This window comes from Pilimelia terevasa (assembly GCF_014647915.1).
In the GTDB taxonomy this organism is placed as follows: Bacteria; Actinomycetota; Actinomycetes; order Mycobacteriales; family Micromonosporaceae; genus Pilimelia; species Pilimelia terevasa.
On sequence record NZ_BMQC01000002.1, the window covers coordinates 13,946 to 28,942 of the forward strand.

Annotated in this window: 16 protein-coding genes; 12 read left to right on the plus strand and 4 right to left on the minus strand. The window is 70.8% G+C overall.

The features are described 5' to 3' along the window. Positions 1-17 precede the first annotated feature (17 nt). From IEY75_RS03035 to IEY75_RS03050, 4 genes are all read left to right on the plus strand, one after another. Positions 18-1,160 (plus strand): aminoglycoside phosphotransferase family protein, encoded by a 1,143-nt coding sequence (locus IEY75_RS03035; RefSeq protein WP_189112640.1) that lies wholly within the window; start codon positions 18-20, stop codon positions 1,158-1,160. Further along, a complete protein-coding gene (locus IEY75_RS03040) occupies positions 1,157-2,107 on the plus strand; it encodes a class I SAM-dependent methyltransferase (protein ID WP_189112641.1) in 951 nt (316 codons plus the stop codon). The genes IEY75_RS03035 and IEY75_RS03040 overlap by 4 nt, the downstream gene beginning before the upstream one ends. Then, on the plus strand, positions 2,104-3,705 hold the full coding sequence (locus IEY75_RS03045; RefSeq protein WP_189112642.1) for a Rieske 2Fe-2S domain-containing protein: 1,602 nt from the start codon (positions 2,104-2,106) through the stop codon (positions 3,703-3,705). The genes IEY75_RS03040 and IEY75_RS03045 overlap by 4 nt, the downstream gene beginning before the upstream one ends. Positions 3,706-3,792: 87 nt before the next feature. Beyond that, positions 3,793-4,170: a helix-turn-helix domain-containing protein gene (locus IEY75_RS03050; protein WP_189112643.1), complete on the plus strand. Its 378-nt coding sequence runs from the start codon at positions 3,793-3,795 to the stop codon at positions 4,168-4,170. Here IEY75_RS03050 and IEY75_RS03055 read toward each other — a convergent pair. Then, entirely contained in the window at positions 4,065-5,123 is a 1,059-nt protein-coding gene (locus IEY75_RS03055; protein WP_189112644.1) for a nucleotidyltransferase family protein, read from the minus strand. The two genes, IEY75_RS03050 and IEY75_RS03055, sit on opposite strands and share 106 nt — an antisense overlap. Before the next feature lie 152 nt (positions 5,124-5,275). On the opposite strand from IEY75_RS03055, the gene IEY75_RS03060 reads away from it, so the two are divergent. Further along, positions 5,276-6,019, plus strand: a complete 744-nt coding sequence (locus IEY75_RS03060) for a hypothetical protein (RefSeq protein WP_189112645.1) — start codon at positions 5,276-5,278, stop codon at positions 6,017-6,019. Here IEY75_RS03060 and IEY75_RS03065 read toward each other — a convergent pair. Further along, positions 5,932-7,296 carry a protoporphyrinogen/coproporphyrinogen oxidase gene (locus IEY75_RS03065; RefSeq protein ID WP_189112646.1) on the minus strand — a complete coding sequence of 455 codons (1,365 nt, stop codon included), beginning with the start codon at positions 7,294-7,296 and terminating at the stop codon, positions 5,932-5,934. The two genes, IEY75_RS03060 and IEY75_RS03065, sit on opposite strands and share 88 nt — an antisense overlap. 70 nt (positions 7,297-7,366) lie before the next feature. Next, positions 7,367-7,525 (minus strand): hypothetical protein, encoded by a 159-nt coding sequence (locus IEY75_RS03070; RefSeq protein WP_189112647.1) that lies wholly within the window; start codon positions 7,523-7,525, stop codon positions 7,367-7,369. Positions 7,526-7,946: 421 nt separating this feature from the next. Here IEY75_RS03070 and IEY75_RS03075 point away from each other — a divergent pair, with 421 nt between their 5' ends. Genes IEY75_RS03075 through IEY75_RS03100 form a run of 6 tightly spaced genes read left to right on the plus strand, consistent with a single transcriptional unit; the run spans position 7,947 to position 13,851 of the window. Then, entirely contained in the window at positions 7,947-9,179 is a 1,233-nt protein-coding gene (locus IEY75_RS03075) for a M16 family metallopeptidase (protein ID WP_189112648.1), read from the plus strand. Beyond that, positions 9,179-10,018 carry a hypothetical protein gene (locus tag IEY75_RS03080; protein ID WP_189112649.1) on the plus strand — a complete coding sequence of 280 codons (840 nt, stop codon included), beginning with the start codon at positions 9,179-9,181 and terminating at the stop codon, positions 10,016-10,018. Before IEY75_RS03075 ends, IEY75_RS03080 begins: the two co-directional genes overlap by 1 nt. Further along, positions 10,015-10,971 (plus strand): ABC transporter ATP-binding protein, encoded by a 957-nt coding sequence (locus IEY75_RS03085; protein WP_229789309.1) that lies wholly within the window; start codon positions 10,015-10,017, stop codon positions 10,969-10,971. The genes IEY75_RS03080 and IEY75_RS03085 overlap by 4 nt, the downstream gene beginning before the upstream one ends. Next, positions 10,968-11,720, plus strand: a complete 753-nt coding sequence (locus IEY75_RS03090) for an ABC transporter permease (RefSeq protein ID WP_189112650.1) — start codon at positions 10,968-10,970, stop codon at positions 11,718-11,720. The genes IEY75_RS03085 and IEY75_RS03090 overlap by 4 nt, the downstream gene beginning before the upstream one ends. Positions 11,721-11,760: 40 nt before the next feature. After that, entirely contained in the window at positions 11,761-12,555 is a 795-nt protein-coding gene (locus IEY75_RS03095; protein ID WP_189112651.1) for an ABC transporter permease, read from the plus strand. Positions 12,556-12,591: 36 nt separating this feature from the next. Continuing rightward, positions 12,592-13,851: a nucleotide sugar dehydrogenase gene (locus IEY75_RS03100; RefSeq protein WP_189112652.1), complete on the plus strand. Its 1,260-nt coding sequence runs from the start codon at positions 12,592-12,594 to the stop codon at positions 13,849-13,851. A 20-nt stretch (positions 13,852-13,871) separates the two neighbouring features. Here IEY75_RS03100 and IEY75_RS03105 read toward each other — a convergent pair whose 3' ends face one another. Next, entirely contained in the window at positions 13,872-14,084 is a 213-nt protein-coding gene (locus IEY75_RS03105; RefSeq protein ID WP_229789310.1) for a hypothetical protein, read from the minus strand. A 60-nt stretch (positions 14,085-14,144) separates the two neighbouring features. Here IEY75_RS03105 and IEY75_RS03110 point away from each other — a divergent pair, with 60 nt between their 5' ends. Next, a complete protein-coding gene (locus tag IEY75_RS03110; RefSeq protein WP_189112653.1) occupies positions 14,145-14,984 on the plus strand; it encodes a calcium-binding protein in 840 nt (279 codons plus the stop codon). Positions 14,985-14,997: the final 13 nt, after the last annotated feature.

The window sequence follows — 14,997 nt, forward strand, 5'->3', positions numbered from 1 at the left end:
TCCGTGTCCGCGCGGCGGTGCGCCGGCTCCTCGCCGACCCGACCGCGAAGCTGGTCACGTGGCGGGCCACGCCGATCAGCTACCTGAGCTGGAGTCGCAGCAGCGGCGGCCTGCTGCTTATCGGTGGCACCGCCGTGACCGGGTCCGGCGGCGAACAACCCTGGCAGATCATCGTCAAGGACGTCCGCTACCGACCGTGGACACCCGACGCCAGCCAGATGGTCCGCCAGTGTGACCACGGCGGCGACCGGCCCGACGACTGGGGGTACTGGCGGCGGGAGCCGCAGGCCGTCTCGGCTGGCCTCCTGGCCAGCCTGCCCGGGGTCTTCCGCGGGCCGCCCTGGCTGGGCGTCGAACGGCTCGACGCCACCCGGTACCGGATGTGGCAGGGCTTCGTCGCGGGGCTGCCGGGCGAGAGCTGGGCGGCGGGGACGCTGACCGCCGCGGCGGCGAACCTCGCCGTCATGCACGCCCAGTTCCTCGCCCGGCCCCCGGCACCTCGTCCCTGGTACTGCCGCTCGTTCGTGGAGCAGCCGGCCCTGCGCGCCCGGGCCTCCTACATCGACGCGGTGCGGGAGGCGGCGAGCGACCCCCGGGTGCGACGGCTGGTGCCGCGCGCGCTTCACCGGGGCCTGCGGCGGCTGTGGGCCACCCACCCGCTGGCCGTCGGGTGGCTCCGGTCCGTGCCGCAGACCCTGTGCCATCGGGACCTTCACCCCGGGAACCTGCGGCAGACGAGTGCGGGCGCGACGGTGGCGCTGGACTGGGCGCAGGTGGGCGTCGGACCGCCGGGGGAAGACCTGGCCACGATGCTGTACTGCTGGGCGCTGACAGCCGCGGTCTCTCCCGCCGAGGCGGTAGGGGCCATGGCGGCGGCCGAGCGGCGCTACTACGACGGACTGCCAGCGGTGGCGGGCGTGGCCCGCACCGCGTTCCGACTCACGGCGGCGTACCACTACGGCCTGCCGCTGGGGGTGCAGCTGGGAGAGCTGCTTTCGCTTCCCGCCCAGCGGCGCGCCGAGAGGGTCGCAGGACCGCGGTGGCGCGCCCGGCTGGAGCTGGCAGTCCAGAGCGTGGAGGCTGTGCAGGCCGACTTGGACCTACTGACCCGCGGCGCTGCTCTCGCAGGGCCGACGGGAGCGGAGTTGTCCGCACCATGATCACGCCCGAGCCGCTGCTTTCGCCTGCCCTCCGTGACCTCGCCGCAGGCTTCCTGGCGCACGGCGCGCGCGCCGTGCTTCCCCGTCTGGCCGACCTCAGCACCTGCACCGCGGCCGAGCTGGACGCGCTGCCTATGTTGCCCTTCGGGTCCGCGGACTTCTCCCGCCGCCTGCTCCGACAGCAGTTGGACGAGTCCACCAACGACTCCTCGCGCCGTGCGGACCTCGTGGCGCACCAGCTCGCCCGCGTGTTCGCGGAGCCGTCGGTGGCGCTGCCGCGGGCCGTGCATCATCCGATGTGCGGCCCGGGGCGTTACGCGGCGGCGCTGGCAACGTTGGGGGTGCGCCGGTACCGGGGAGTTGACGCCGCTCCCGCGGTCGTGCACCACGCACGGCGGAACTGTCGGCGCCTGGCCGGATACGACTTCGCGGTCGGGGAGGCCACCGCGGAGGGGTCCCTGCCCCCGGCGGGCGTGTTCGACACCGTACTGCTCTCCTACGACGCCGCGAACTTCCTGCCCCCGGCACGCCGGACGCGGTTCACCGCCGCACTGGCTGACCGGCTCCCGGCCGGCGGTCAGATCATTTTCGATCTGCGGCTGCGGGAGGACGGCCCGGCCGGCTTCCTCGACGGCCGCAGCGTCACGCGGCGCGCGGGCGGCTCCCTCTTCGGCGAGCGCGACCACCTCCTCCTGCAGGAGGGCGTCAGCCGGGACGGCGGTGCCGTGCTCGGCCACCGGTTCCTCGCCGTACGGCTGCAACCGCCGCACCGGGTCTCGGTGTTCCACTCCATACTGTGGGTTCCGTCGCTGAGTGAGTTCACCGCCGACCTGGACGCAGTCGGCCTCACCGTGACCTGGGTGGCGCAACCGTTCGCCGGGCTGTCCGACCCGGACCTGCAGGCCCACCTTGTCGTGGCTGTCAAGAATGAGCGAGGCGCACCGTGAAGATCACTTTCCTTGGTCATGCCGGCGTCCACATCGCCGCCGGCGCCACCCGACTGGTCTGCGACCCGTGGTTCAGTGCGCACGGCGCCTTCCTCGGTGGCTGGCATCCTCTGCCCGACAACGGCGACTGCGCCCCACTCGTCGATGACGCCACGCACGTGTACGTCTCCCACGGCCACGAGGATCACCTGGACCGCGACGTCCTTGCCAGCCTGCCGGCCGGTGTCCCGGTGTTCCTGCCCCACTTCCGGCGTCCCGGGTGGCGCCGCCTGCTGCGCGCGCTCGGGCGCGGCCTCGACGTCCAGCCGCTGGTAGACGGCGCGGTGGTGGAGGCGGGGCAGCTACGGCTACGCCTCGTCCTGTCTCCGACGGCCCGGCACGAGGACTCGGCGCTGGTCGTGGAGGACCGGGTGACCGGGCTCGTCGCGGTCAACCTCAACGACTGCCAGCTCGACGCCGACCAGTTGCGGGCGATCCGAGCCGCGTATCCCCGGGTTGATGTCGCCCTGTCGCAGTACTCCGGCGCGACGTGGTTCCCGTTCGCCTACGACTTCCCGGTCGCCGACCGGGTAGCCGCCGCTGCGCAGAAGAAGATGAATTCCATGCGGCGGTGGCACCGTGCGATGAGCATCCTGCAGCCGAACACGGCGATCGCGTTCGCCGGGCCACCCATGCCGTTGGACCCGGCGCTCACGCCCTTCTTCTTCGGCCCGGATTCGATCTTCACGACGCCGTCGGAGCTTCGGGACTGGCTCGACGCGACGGACCCGGACCTTTCCCGGCGCTGCCACATCCCGATGCCCGGAGATGTCCTCGATCTGGACGGGGAGGTCTTCGTGCCCGACCCGGACGGTCCGCGGCTGGACTGGGCCGACCTGAACGCCTATGTGACCGAGTACGCGAAGCGGCGCGCACCGGCGATCGAGGCGCAGTTGGCGGCGCTCCCCAGCCCGACGCCCGACCTGTTCGCGCGGTTCGCCGGTCATTTCGGCCGCCTGTTCGTGGCTGCGCCCTCGGTGTGCCGTGGCGTCGACGCCCTCGTGGCGTTCGACATCACCGGCGCACACGGCGGGTGCTGGCTGGTGGACTTCCGGCGCCTTGAAGTCACGGCCTCCAGCGACGGCTTCGGCGATGCCGGCACCCGCCCGGACTACCGCTTCGGCATCGACTCGCGGTTCCTCCCCACCATCCTGTCTGGTGGCATGAGCTTCGAGGACTTCTTCTTCTCATTCCGGTTCCGTGCCTCGCGGCCCAGCATCGGGGCGTACAACGAGGAGCTGATGTCGGTCCTGCGGTTCAGTAACCCAGCCGACCTCGTCTTCTACGGGCGGAGCCTCGACCAGGAGCAGCAGCCGACCAGTTCCTTCCGGCTCTGCACCCCGCTGGGGACTTACGACGTCCCCGACCGGTGCCCCCACAACGGAGCCCGGCTCGGCCCCGAGGACTACCAGCCCGGTGACCACACGGTGGTGTGCGGACAGCACGGGTGGCGCTTCCGCCTGCCATCCGGCGAGTGCCTCAACGGACGGGCGACGCTCGCCGTGCGCGAGGTCACCGCGGCATCGGAGCCCGATTCCGTCATCACGAAGACGTCATAGAACGATCGCTACCCTTCCTCGCATCTGTACGGGGCGGCCCGGCGCGCGGGCCGCCCCGACCGGCCAGAGCCGAGGGGAGCCATCTCGATGGACGAGCACCGACACGCCGCCGCCGGTACCACCGTGAAGCCGCCCGATCGTCGGCTGGACGCGCGCGAGCGCGCCCTGATCCGACTGCTGCTCGACGGGCACACGGACGCGAGCGCGGCGAGGCGCCTGTGCGTCAGCGCCCGTACGGTGACGAACATCCTGCGGTCGCTCATGGACCGGCTCGGCGTCAACAACCGGTTCCAGCTTGGCGTGGCCGTCGGTCTCCGGATGCCGCCGAAGCCCGTCGCGCCTCAGCCCTCCCCCGTCAGTCAGTGCTCGGCGCAGTGTGTCAGCGCGGTGCGTACCGCGGTAGGCGTCACCTCGGCCGTACTGGTCATGAGGAAGCACCCGATCGGGCTGGACAGCAGCACCTGACCCTCGTGTTCGGTGAGGCGCGGCCCGGCAGTCCGCCGCGAACAGTCGAGGGGGTAGCCGTAGCGGATGCTCACCGTGGCGTCGGGAGCGGTCGAGCGCCGCGCCTGTTCGCGTTCGGCGGACGGAGTGAGTGCTGTCGCCAGGCGGGCGGCGCAGCAGTGATCGTCGAGGCCTTGTACCGCGGCCACGGCCGCCAGTAGCGTCCGCAGCTCGGGCGCCAGCCGACATGCGTCCGCGGCGGCGTGGAGGGCCGACATTTCGTCGGCCGGCACTGCGTCCAGCAGGATGGCGGCGTCGAGGATGTCCCGCCCGCGGACCTCCTGTTCGAAGAGCTCTTCGGCGAGCAGGAGCAGGTTCGCGTGGACGGTGCCAGCCGGCAGGTTCGACCGCACGCCCACCGCGGCGGCGCCACTGCTCAGCGGCACGGTCATCAGCTCCACGCCGTAGGGCTTTTCAAGCGCGGAGGAAGGGGAGACCCAGTCGAGCCCCACCGCCCAGTCCCGTCGCCCCGTGCTGTCGATGACGCTCACCCTCGCCTCGGCGTGCCGGTACAAGGCCGCCAGTTCGCCCACCGCCCCCCAGAGCGCGGCAGGGTCGGGGATCCACACGTCGACGTCGCGGCTCCAGCGTTCGACGGCCGGGGGGTACAGGGCGGCGATGGCCGACCCCTTGAGCACTGTGGTCGCGCCGTGTCCCCGGCACACGCCGACGATGCGCTCGTACGTCTGCCGCCGTAGCTCCTCCAGCTTGTCCAGCACGTCCCCGAGCTCGCCGACCGGCTCCCCCGCTGCCCGGGCCACGCTACGGACGGTGGAGCCCAGGCGGTGCTGGCAGCGGCCGGCGCGGCTCTCGACAGCGGACAGCGCCGTATCGTGGTCAAGGTCCAGAATCCGCCGCAGCAGATCCATGCTGATGTCCATCGGTTCCTCGCCGTCGTCGTCGTTTGTGGCCATTTAATAGACCCCGCAAGGATGATTGCGCCGCGCGTGAGATATGGGCAACGCGAACCTCGGTAAATGCGGAAAAGAGCAGGGAGGCGGCTTTTCCGGCGTCATGTTTTGTATTCTGGGATCAAATTCGGATAGTCGCGGTCGGTGGTGTGCGCGTGGAGGATGACATGTCCACAGAAGGGACGGCAGGGGGCGTGCTGCGCGAGGATTGCGGGCGTGTTCGGTGGCATGAGCGGACGCCGAATGTCATGCCTGACGTCGAGCTTTTTCGCCGTAGCTGGAATCGGGCGGACGTTGAGCGCCCACCCGCCCGGATATCAGTCAGCCGCGACGGCAACATCAATACCGTGGGCCGGCCGGGCGTCCATGAGGCCGACGACCTCGATCCGCGGCACCCGTCCTGGCGCGAGGCCATCGAGCCAGGCGTGTGGCCGCTGGTCGACACCCTGACCACCTCGGCGTGGTCGCTGGTGACGTATGACAGTTGCGCGGGCCACGCCTACCGGGACCCCGCCCTGCGGCCGGTCGGGCGTCGGGTGGGGCTACTGCCGCGGAGCGTGGCCGAGCGGAGCCGGGTGGAGGCCGCGCTGTGCCGTGCGGTCACCTCGGCGGCCGGCGCGCTGCCGCCGCCGGTGACCGTGGCGGTGAGCCGCACCCACCTGTGGTGCGGCCGGACCGGCGGCGCACATGTTGTCCTTGACCTGTCGCTCGACCGGGCGCCCGGGTCCTCGTGGGCGCAGTACTTTCCGGCGCTGGACGCCGCCACGGCGGCGCTCCGGAAGGCGCTGGTGGCGCAGGCGCCCGTCGCCGGTCAGCCCTGCGGCTGCGTGCCTGCCCGGGCCCGGTGCGCGGACACCCACTCCATGGCTTCGCCCATGACCTGCGCCATGGACGAGTAGGTCCAGTTCCCGTATCGACCGAGCGGTGTCACGCCATGGTCGGAGAGGAACGCCCGGGCACGCTCCACAACCTCCTGGGCGGCGGGCGTGAACACGACGTAGGCGGGGTCGACGGTGAACACCTGTGCGTCGACGAGTTCGGCTCCGCCGGTACGGAGGCCGATGCGGTTCAGGCCGTCCCACACGTCGGCGATGAGCGTGTCGGCCGGGGCGCCGGGCTCGTCGGACCTCTCGATCACCTCAGCGAGCATCCCCCAGCCGTCGTCCGGGGCGAGCTGCGGATCGAACTCCGTCATGAGGACGAGCCGGGTGAAGGGCAACGCCGGGTCGGCGTAGTACCGCCAGTGCCCGAAGTCCGCCGGCCGGCGCCCGCGTACCGCGAGGGCGACGGTGCGCACGCGGTTGTACGGCAGGCTGCGGCACTGGTCGGCGAGCCGGCGGGGCGCCTGGTCACACATCTGCACCAGGCGGGGCAGGGGCAGGGTGGACACACACGCATCCCGGTAGTGGAGCTGCCGGCGCCGGCGGCCGGCGCGCACGTGTGCCACCTGGGACGCGACGTCCACGCGCTCGACGGTATGCCGCAGCCGCAGGTCGGGCACTTTCGCGGCCAGCGCGCGGGAGAGCACCTCCATGCCCCTGCCGCGGGGTGAAGTCAGCGGCGGCCGGGGGTAGAAGCCGCGGCTGTTGTAGCCGGGGGTGCGCGACGTCGGTTCGGCGCCGCGGACCACGTCGGCCAACGGGGGCCGGGTGAGGTTCCAGTGGAATCCGGAGGTGGCGAGCTCCGCGAGCGGACGCCGCCACATCTTCCCGTTGTAGGGGAAGAAGAACAGCTCGCAGAGGGTGCGGCCGAACGCGTGCAGGAGTAGCTGACCATAGTCCTGGGGTGACTGCCGGCTTGCGTGAGCGGCGCGGATGTCGGCCAGGCAGGCGGCCCGCGCCGCCGGCTTCAACGCACCGAGGTGTAGCTGGATCGGGAAGCGCGTGGCTCCCGCAGCGGTCTCCACCCAGGAGACGGGCGGGCACGGCGCCAGATCGGCGCCGAGTAGGTCCGTGACCAGGCGCTCCACCTCGGGGGTATGGAAGTACAGCAGGTGGATCACATGGTCGAACCAGTAGTCGCCGACCCGTTCGGTGCGCACGAGTCCACCGGCGCGGTCGGCTGCTTCGACGACGGTGGCGCCGTCGCCGAGCAGAGCGCCGACGGTGAGGCCGCTCAGCCCGGCGCCGAGAACGAGTACATCGCGGGCATCGGCGCGATCGGTTTGTCGGTTCATTTCCCCCGCCCTGATTGCGGCGTGTGGTCGCGGCGCCGTACCGGCGCGCCGCGACCACACCTCGGCGTGCCTACGAGACGGTGGCGCCAGTCTGCTCGGCCACGTGCATCCACGGCTTCACCGAGACCGCCGACGAATGAGCGGTCTCACGGACAGCGGCCGACTCCAGATCGAACGACTGGACCGCGGACACGAACTCGTCGAACCGCATCTTCGTTTCTTCAGCCATTGCACTTCCTTTCGTGAGGTTAGAACACGCGGCGACGTTAGCAATGTGCGAGCGGACCCTTCAATGGGCTTTCGCTATCCCGCAAGGTTCCCGGCGCGGTGACAGGTAATCGGCATCGGCGCTGTTAGCGTCCCAGTCATCCACACCAGGTCTCGGTCTATCCAGGACGCGATACCTGTCGCGTGCCGCTGCGCGTCGCCGGCTCCGCCTGCGCCGTCAGCGGACCAGAGGGAGCCCTGGTATTCATTGAGAAAGGAGCGCAGCCATGATTCGTCGCCACGCCGGCCTGCTTCGTCCGCGTCTGAGCACGGACCGACTGGGTCGCTGACCCGCCAGGCGCCGCGGCCGGAATTCGGCCGCGGCGCCGCCTCACCGCCTGTCGCGGCGGACCTGCCGGTACTAGCCGAATATGGGGCTTCGCATGACCGACACCATGACGCGTCACCGCCTCGATGGCGGTGTCCCCGTCCTCTCTGTCACCCGGCCGGGCCACCGGCTCACCGCCATCAGCCTGACGCTCGGGTCGGGGGCCCGCCACGACCCACCGCAGGCGGCCGGGGCGTTCCACCTGCTGGAGCACCTCCTCATGTCCGCCCCGCTGCGCGGCGGCCGGTCCGTCGCCGAGCGGATCGAGCGGCTGGGCGGTGTGTGCAATGCGCAGACCGGACCGGAGTCGCTGGTCCTGCACGCCCAGATCCTCACCGACCACGCCCCGACGGTAGCCACGATGCTGTGTGAGGCGCTGGTGTCGCCTGTCATCGATGACGCCATCCTCGACAGCGAACGCCGGGTGGTACTCCAGGAGATCGCGGCCGCCTCAGCGGACCCCGCCGACGTCGTCCAGGACGCCATTCTCGGGGCGCTGTTCCCGCGCCACCCCCTGGGGTCCCCCGTCGCCGGTGATGTCGCCTCCGTCAGGTCCGTCACCCTCGGGCAGCTCATTGCCGCGCGGCAGGGCGCCCTGGACCACGGGCCCGTCGTCGTGTCCTGCGTCGGCGGGCTGCCCGCCGACGAGCTGCACGCCGCACTCGACGCCGGTGGCCTGACCGGGTGCCGTCCCGGCGCACCGGTTGTCCGGGCGGCTGGCGGCCGGCCCGCCCCGCTGCGCTGCGCGCCCGAGCCTGCCTGGCCGCCCACATTCGCCTGGATGATCGCTGGCGCGCGGGCACCTGCCGCCCACGACCCGGACCGCTTCGCCTCGATCCTGCTGGGCCACCTCCTCGGCAGTAGCCCGTGCTCGCTGCTCTACCGGCGGCTGCGTGGGGAGCAGGGGCTGGCGTACGCGTTCCGCGCCTGGTCGCGCAGCTACAGCGACTGCGGCGCCTGGCGGTTCATGGCCGGGGTCGACGTGGGCAACGGCCCCCGACTGCTGGACACCGTGCGGCAGACACTGGCCGAGGTCGCGCAGCAGGGACCGGACAGCGAGTCGCACCGCGCGGCCGTGCAACAGGCCTCCACACAGGTGCTGATGGAGGCGGAGAGCTCCATCGACCGCTCCCTGTCCTCCGGAATCCACTACACGCTGACCGGACAGATGTGGGACCCCGCCGAGGACATCAGCCACCTGCGCCGCGTGACGGCCGAAGAGGTCGCCGCCGCGGCGGCGAGCGTCCTCGACTCGCTCGTCGTCGTCACCAGGAGCGGTGGCGCGTAGTGGCCGAGGTCAGTTTCGCCGTCGCAGACGCGTACCTGGTGACCGCCGCCGCCGCCGGCCACGTCCGACACGTCGGCGACCACGCATACAGCGCCGGGCGGTACGTGGACCCGATATCGCTGTCTCGCCAGTGCCTCATCGAGCACGCCCCACCCGTCCTGCTCGCTGACATCGGCCCGCTCGGCGCCGCTCTGCGTCAGGCCTTCCCCGACACCGACACCCTTGTGGTGCGCGCGACAGCGGACGCTGTGGTCGACGACCGGCTCCAGCCCCTGATCACCTACGTCCGCTTCGCCGGCCCGGCCGGGAGCGGTCCGGCCGGGCCACCCGGCCCGCCGCTGCCGGCCGGCCTGGCGCTGGGCCAGGACACTCGCGACGACGACGCGGTCCGCGGCTGGCTCGTCACGGCGCTCGCCGCCGGCAACCGAAGCCGTGGCCGGCCAGTAGACGAGGACCGGCTGGCCGAGGCGGCGGACGCGGTCCTCGCCACGCCGGGGCGACAAAGCATCGTGCTGCGTGCCGGCACCGCCGCGATCGGCCATGCCACCATGCTCTGCGACCAGGTGGACGAAGTCAGCGGTCAGGCATACGTCGAACTGTTCGACTCCCTGGTTGACGACGACGCCGCCCGCCGACCCGGTCTGGCGGCCCTGGTGCGGGCGTGCGCCGCGGTCGCCGCTGAGCGGAACCTTCCGCTGATCGGAAACGTGATCCACCCGTCTGACAGTGCGGGCTTCGACCACAGCCGCCGGGTACTTGCCAGGCTGGTCGCGACCGGATGGCGGCCCGAGTACGTCTACTACGAGTGCCCGTGGTCGGCCGTAGGAGGCCGGCCATGACGGGCACCGGCGGGTCGATGCTTGCGGTCCGTGGCCTGAGCCGGCGCTTCGAGAGCCGCAAGGCACCCCGGCTGGCGCTGGACGACGTGACTTTCGACGTCGCCCGGGGCGAGGTGCTGGGCCTGCTCGGGCCGAACGGTGCCGGCAAGACGACGCTCGTGCGGATCATCACCACGCTGCTACTGCCCACCTCCGGCGGCGCCACCGTGGCGGGGCACGACGTCGTCCGCGACGCGCGCGCGGTGCGTCGCACCGTAGGGCTGCTACTTGGCGGCGAGCGCGGCCTCTACAGCCGGCTGACCGCCCGCCAGAACCTGCGGTACTGGGCGGCGCTGCACGGGTTGGACACCCGTACGGGGCGGCGGCGGGTCACCGAGCTGCTAGAGGAACTGGGCCTGTCCGACCGAGCGGACGAGCAGGTGAGGACCTACTCCCGCGGCATGCTGCAGCGGGTACACCTCGCCCGAGCGCTGCTCAGCCGCGCCGAACTACTGATCATGGACGAGCCGACCAACGGAATGGACCCCCACGCGGCCGCCGCCTTCGACGACCTCGTCCGACGGCAACGAGCCGAGGGAACGACCGTACTGCTCGCCACCCACGACATGCGTCAGGCGCAGTCACTGTGTGACCGGGTCGCGCTCATCGACGGCGGCAGGCTGCGTGCCATCGGCGCGCCGGACACACTGCTGACCGACGCCCAACTGCTGCGGACCGTCACGGCGCGGGGGTTCCGTGCCGAGCTGACGCCGGCCGTCAGGGCCATCGGCGGAGTGCTCGTCCAGTCCGACGACGACAGTGAGCTCGTCGCCCGCGTGACCGATGGTGCCGCGCTCGGCGCACTCCTCAACGCCCTGGTCACCGTGGGCATCAACGAGATCTCGGTGACGCCGCCTTCCCTGACCGAGTTGTACCGCGCTCGGATCAGCGACCGGGACTTCCAGCTCCGGTGACGACATACCTCTCGACCCAGTGGCGCCTCGTCGCCAGCCAACCCGGCCTGTTCGCCACCTTGGCCATCATGCCGCTCTACTCTCTGGTCTTCTACACGACACTGCGTGCACAGGACCGGCCCGACCTGGCGCCCATCGTCGCGCTGACGACCTTCGGCATGAGCATGTGGGCGCACGGCATGTTCGTCGCCTCAAACATCGTGGAGAACGACCGCCGCGAAGGGGTCATCCAGCAAGGCCTGCTCACCCCGGCCGCCTACCAATGGTCGATGGTCATCCGCATCATCGGGACCACCGCCCTCAGCCTGGTGGCCCTCGCCGAGGTGGTCGTCATCGGCGTCCTCCTGGGGTTTTCGACGGTCCCGGAGTCGGTGACGTTGTGCGTCCTGGTCGCGATGCTGCTGGTGCTGGGGACCGCTGGCGCGGCGCTGCTGGTCAGTGCGCTGGGCGTCCGCGTCCAGGCCATTCGGTCGCTCCAGAACGCGTTGACCTACCCCTTCTACCTGCTCGGCGGGCTCATCCTGCCCGCGGACTGGCTGCCCGAACCGGTGCATTGGCTCACGCGAATCTTCTTCCTCAGTCACGGATTCCGCCTGTTGCAGGACGCCGCTGCCGGACACGTCACCGACGTGACCTCCCGCCTGGCTGTGCTCCTGCTGCTGGTACTGGCGCAGCTGTTGGTCGGCGCCTGTGCGCTGGCGGTCGTACTGCGCGCAGCGCGCGCCGGTCGAGTACCGCTGTACGGGTGAGACGGCGATGTGGGACAACCACGGAGGGCGGGGAAGCCGCGTGAGCTGGCGCGGATCGGCGACCCTCTGCGCGGCCGGCTACGGGGTGCTTACCGGCTGGCGGGACTACCGGGCAATGTTCACCTGGCAGAGCTGGCTGTTCGGCTGGTTGGCGCGGCTGCTGTGCCAGGTGCTCTTCTTCTCCTCCCTCGGCGTCCTGCTCGGATCCGAGAGCGCCCGCGCGTACCTGGCGGTCGGCCATGCGGCGGCGCTCGCCGCGCTGGGTGCCTTCGGTGTGGTGTCCTCCACCGTGGGGGAGCGGCGCAGCGGCACGCTGGCCTTCCTGCTGGTCAGCGATTCGAATGTCTACGTCGCCTTGGCGGCGCGGGGGGCGTACTGGCTTGTCGACGGTGTGGTCACTGCGGCCATCGCCCTCGCACTGGTCCCTCTCGCGGTAGGGGTACCGGTGTCCGGCGCATACGCGGGACCCATCCTCCTTCTGCTCGCCACCATGGGTCTCGCCGCCTACCAGTTGGGCCTTGCGCTGGCGACTCTCAGCCTGCGGTGGCCCGAGGCCCGCACCTACCTGTCCGCGGGCGCGACTATCGCCCTGCTGCTGTTCGCCGGAGTGAACCGGCCGGTGGCGGACTCAGGACTCCCAGCGGCAGTCGCTCATGTCCTGCCGGTCACCCACGGCCTGTCCGCGCTGCGCGGTGTGCTGTCCGGCGATGGGCTCCACTGGGGCGGGCTTCTCGCCGAGGCGTGCGTGGCTCTGGGCTGGGGTGCCGTCGCCTATCTGTCGCTGAACCGCTCACTGCGCCACGCGGCCCGCCGTGGATCGCTGGCCGTCGGCTAGTCCCTGAATGTCTCCACCAGAAGAGGTGAAAGCGGCATGACCGTGGACCTGGCCGTCGTCGGCCTCGGCTACGTCGGGCTGTCACTGGCGCATGCGGCGGTCGCTGCCGGACTCACCGTGGCCGGGGTCGACACGGATCCGGTGGTGGTCAGCGAGCTCGGCGCGGGACGTTCGCGAGCGGACGACATGTCTGCCGCCGAAGTGGGCCGCATGTTCTCCCACGGGTTTCGGGCGACCACCCACCCGGCAGTGCTGGGAGAAGCGGCGGCCGTGGCCATCTGCGTGCCGACGCCTCTGGACGGCGACGGCGCCCCGGACCTTGCGGCGGTACGGGCGGCGGCGACCACAGTCGGAGCCCACATCCGGCCCGACACGCTCGTGCTGCTGGAGTCCACCGTGTGCCCGGGGACGACAGAGGAAGTCGTCCTGCCGATCCTCGAACGGTCCGGGCTGCGGGCCGGTACCGACGTCTTCCTCGCGTTCTCGCCCGAGCGGGTGGACCCGGGTAACCGCCGCTTCCACACCAAGAACACCCCGAAGATCATCGGGGGCTACACCGGCCGTTGCACCGAGCTGGCCGCGGCGTTCTACGGGCGGATCGTCGACTCCGTGGTGAAGACCAGGGGTACGCGAGAGGCGGAGATGGCCAAGTTGCTTGAGAACACGTACCGCCAGGTCAACATCGCCCTGGTGAATGAGCTCAGCCGCTTCTGCCATGCTCTCGACATCGACGTCTGGGACGTCGTCAGCGCGGCCGGCACCAAGCCGTTCGGATTCCAACCATTCCGCCCGGGAGTCGGTGTGGGCGGCCACTGCATCCCTGTGGACCCGAGCTACCTCGGCCACGGGGTGCGCACAAAGCTGGGGATGCCGTTCCGGTTCGTGGAACTGGCCAACGAAATCAACGGCGACATGCCACGGTACGTGGCCCAACGGGCCCAGAACATCCTCAACGATGACGGGCTCGCCATCAACGGCGCCGAGGTCCTCCTACTCGGCATCGCCTACAAGCCCGATGTCTCCGACCACCGCGAAACGCCCGCAGCGCCCCTGGCGCGGCACCTTCGGGACCTGGGCGCGCGATTGACCTACCACGATCCGCTGGTGGAGGAGTGGTCAGTGCCCAGTGTTGATCTGCGGCGGGCAACTGATCTCTACGCCGCCGCGGCGGCCGCCGATCTCGTGGTGTTACTCCAGCCGCATCGCAGCTACGACACCGACGCGCTGGTGCAGACGTCGAAACGCCTTTTCGACACGTGCGGTGCAACCGCAGGCGATTCGAATCATCGTCTGTAGTTCATGGGCAACATGCAGACTCACGCCAGCCGGTAGCTCTCAGCGGGCACCTGATTCGTGTCAGCCACGGCCCAATAGATCATCGCCCGGGATCGCTGCGGCACGGTCTCGTAGTCGCGGGCAAGGCGGCGGTGCTGCATCAGCAGCCGAAGGTTCGCTCGACGACCCAGCGCCGAACGCCGGCTGGTGACCAGAATTCGCTCGACGGTATGACCGCGTTTGGCGGATATCAAGTACGACTGGTTGGCTGGGTGTCTCTGCCCGCACGCCAGCCATCAGGGAGTCCAAACAGCATGCGCCTGACCTGCCGAACCGTGACCGTCGCGACCGCGGGCCTGACCGCCGTCGGACTCCTCACCGCTGGAGTCACCGCTGCGTACGCGGTGGCGGAGCCGGCCCCACCCGGCGTGAACGTCGTGGCCGCCAAATGCGGCGCCACCGGCAGCCACTGGATGGCTATGCGCTTCACTGCCGGCGCCACCGCTGTGCGGCTGCTCAGCAACAGCAACCCGGGTAACCTCGGCGCCCGGCTCGTGTCAAACCCCGGCTACGAGCAGGGCCCCGGCCGGACGCTGGTGATGAACGTGGCCGAGGACCTGCACGATGTGGTCAATATCGTGCTGGAGGTAACCGGTGCTGCGGCTGCCGCGCACATCGCGGTCCGGGTCCACACCGGCCATAAAGGGGGCGTTGGCGGCCCCGGCATCGACTTTATGCTCGGGTCCGACGCTGACTCGAACGCCTTCGACGGCGGTGAGGGCCAGGACGTGTTGTGCGGGATGGGGAGCCATGACAGCCTGAACGGCGGGCCAGGCGACGACCTGGTGTTCGGGGGTGCCGGCAACGACCGTACGGTCGGCGCGGACGGCAACGACCTGCTTTTGGGCGAGGCCGGCGATGACTACGTCGAGGGCGGCGCGGGCGACGATTTCATGTGCGGCGGCCCAGCCGGTGCCGGGGCGGGGGACAACGATGAGATTCAGGGCGGCCCCGGCCGGGACGTGGTCGGGGCGGTGCACGGCGGGGACAAAGTGTACGGCGGCGCAGACGCCGACTCCATCGCTGTCGCGGGCGGCGCCCGGGTTCTGGACCGCGAGGACGGAGATCGCGTGGTCGTGACACCACTGCCGTGAGCAGGAGTCTGTC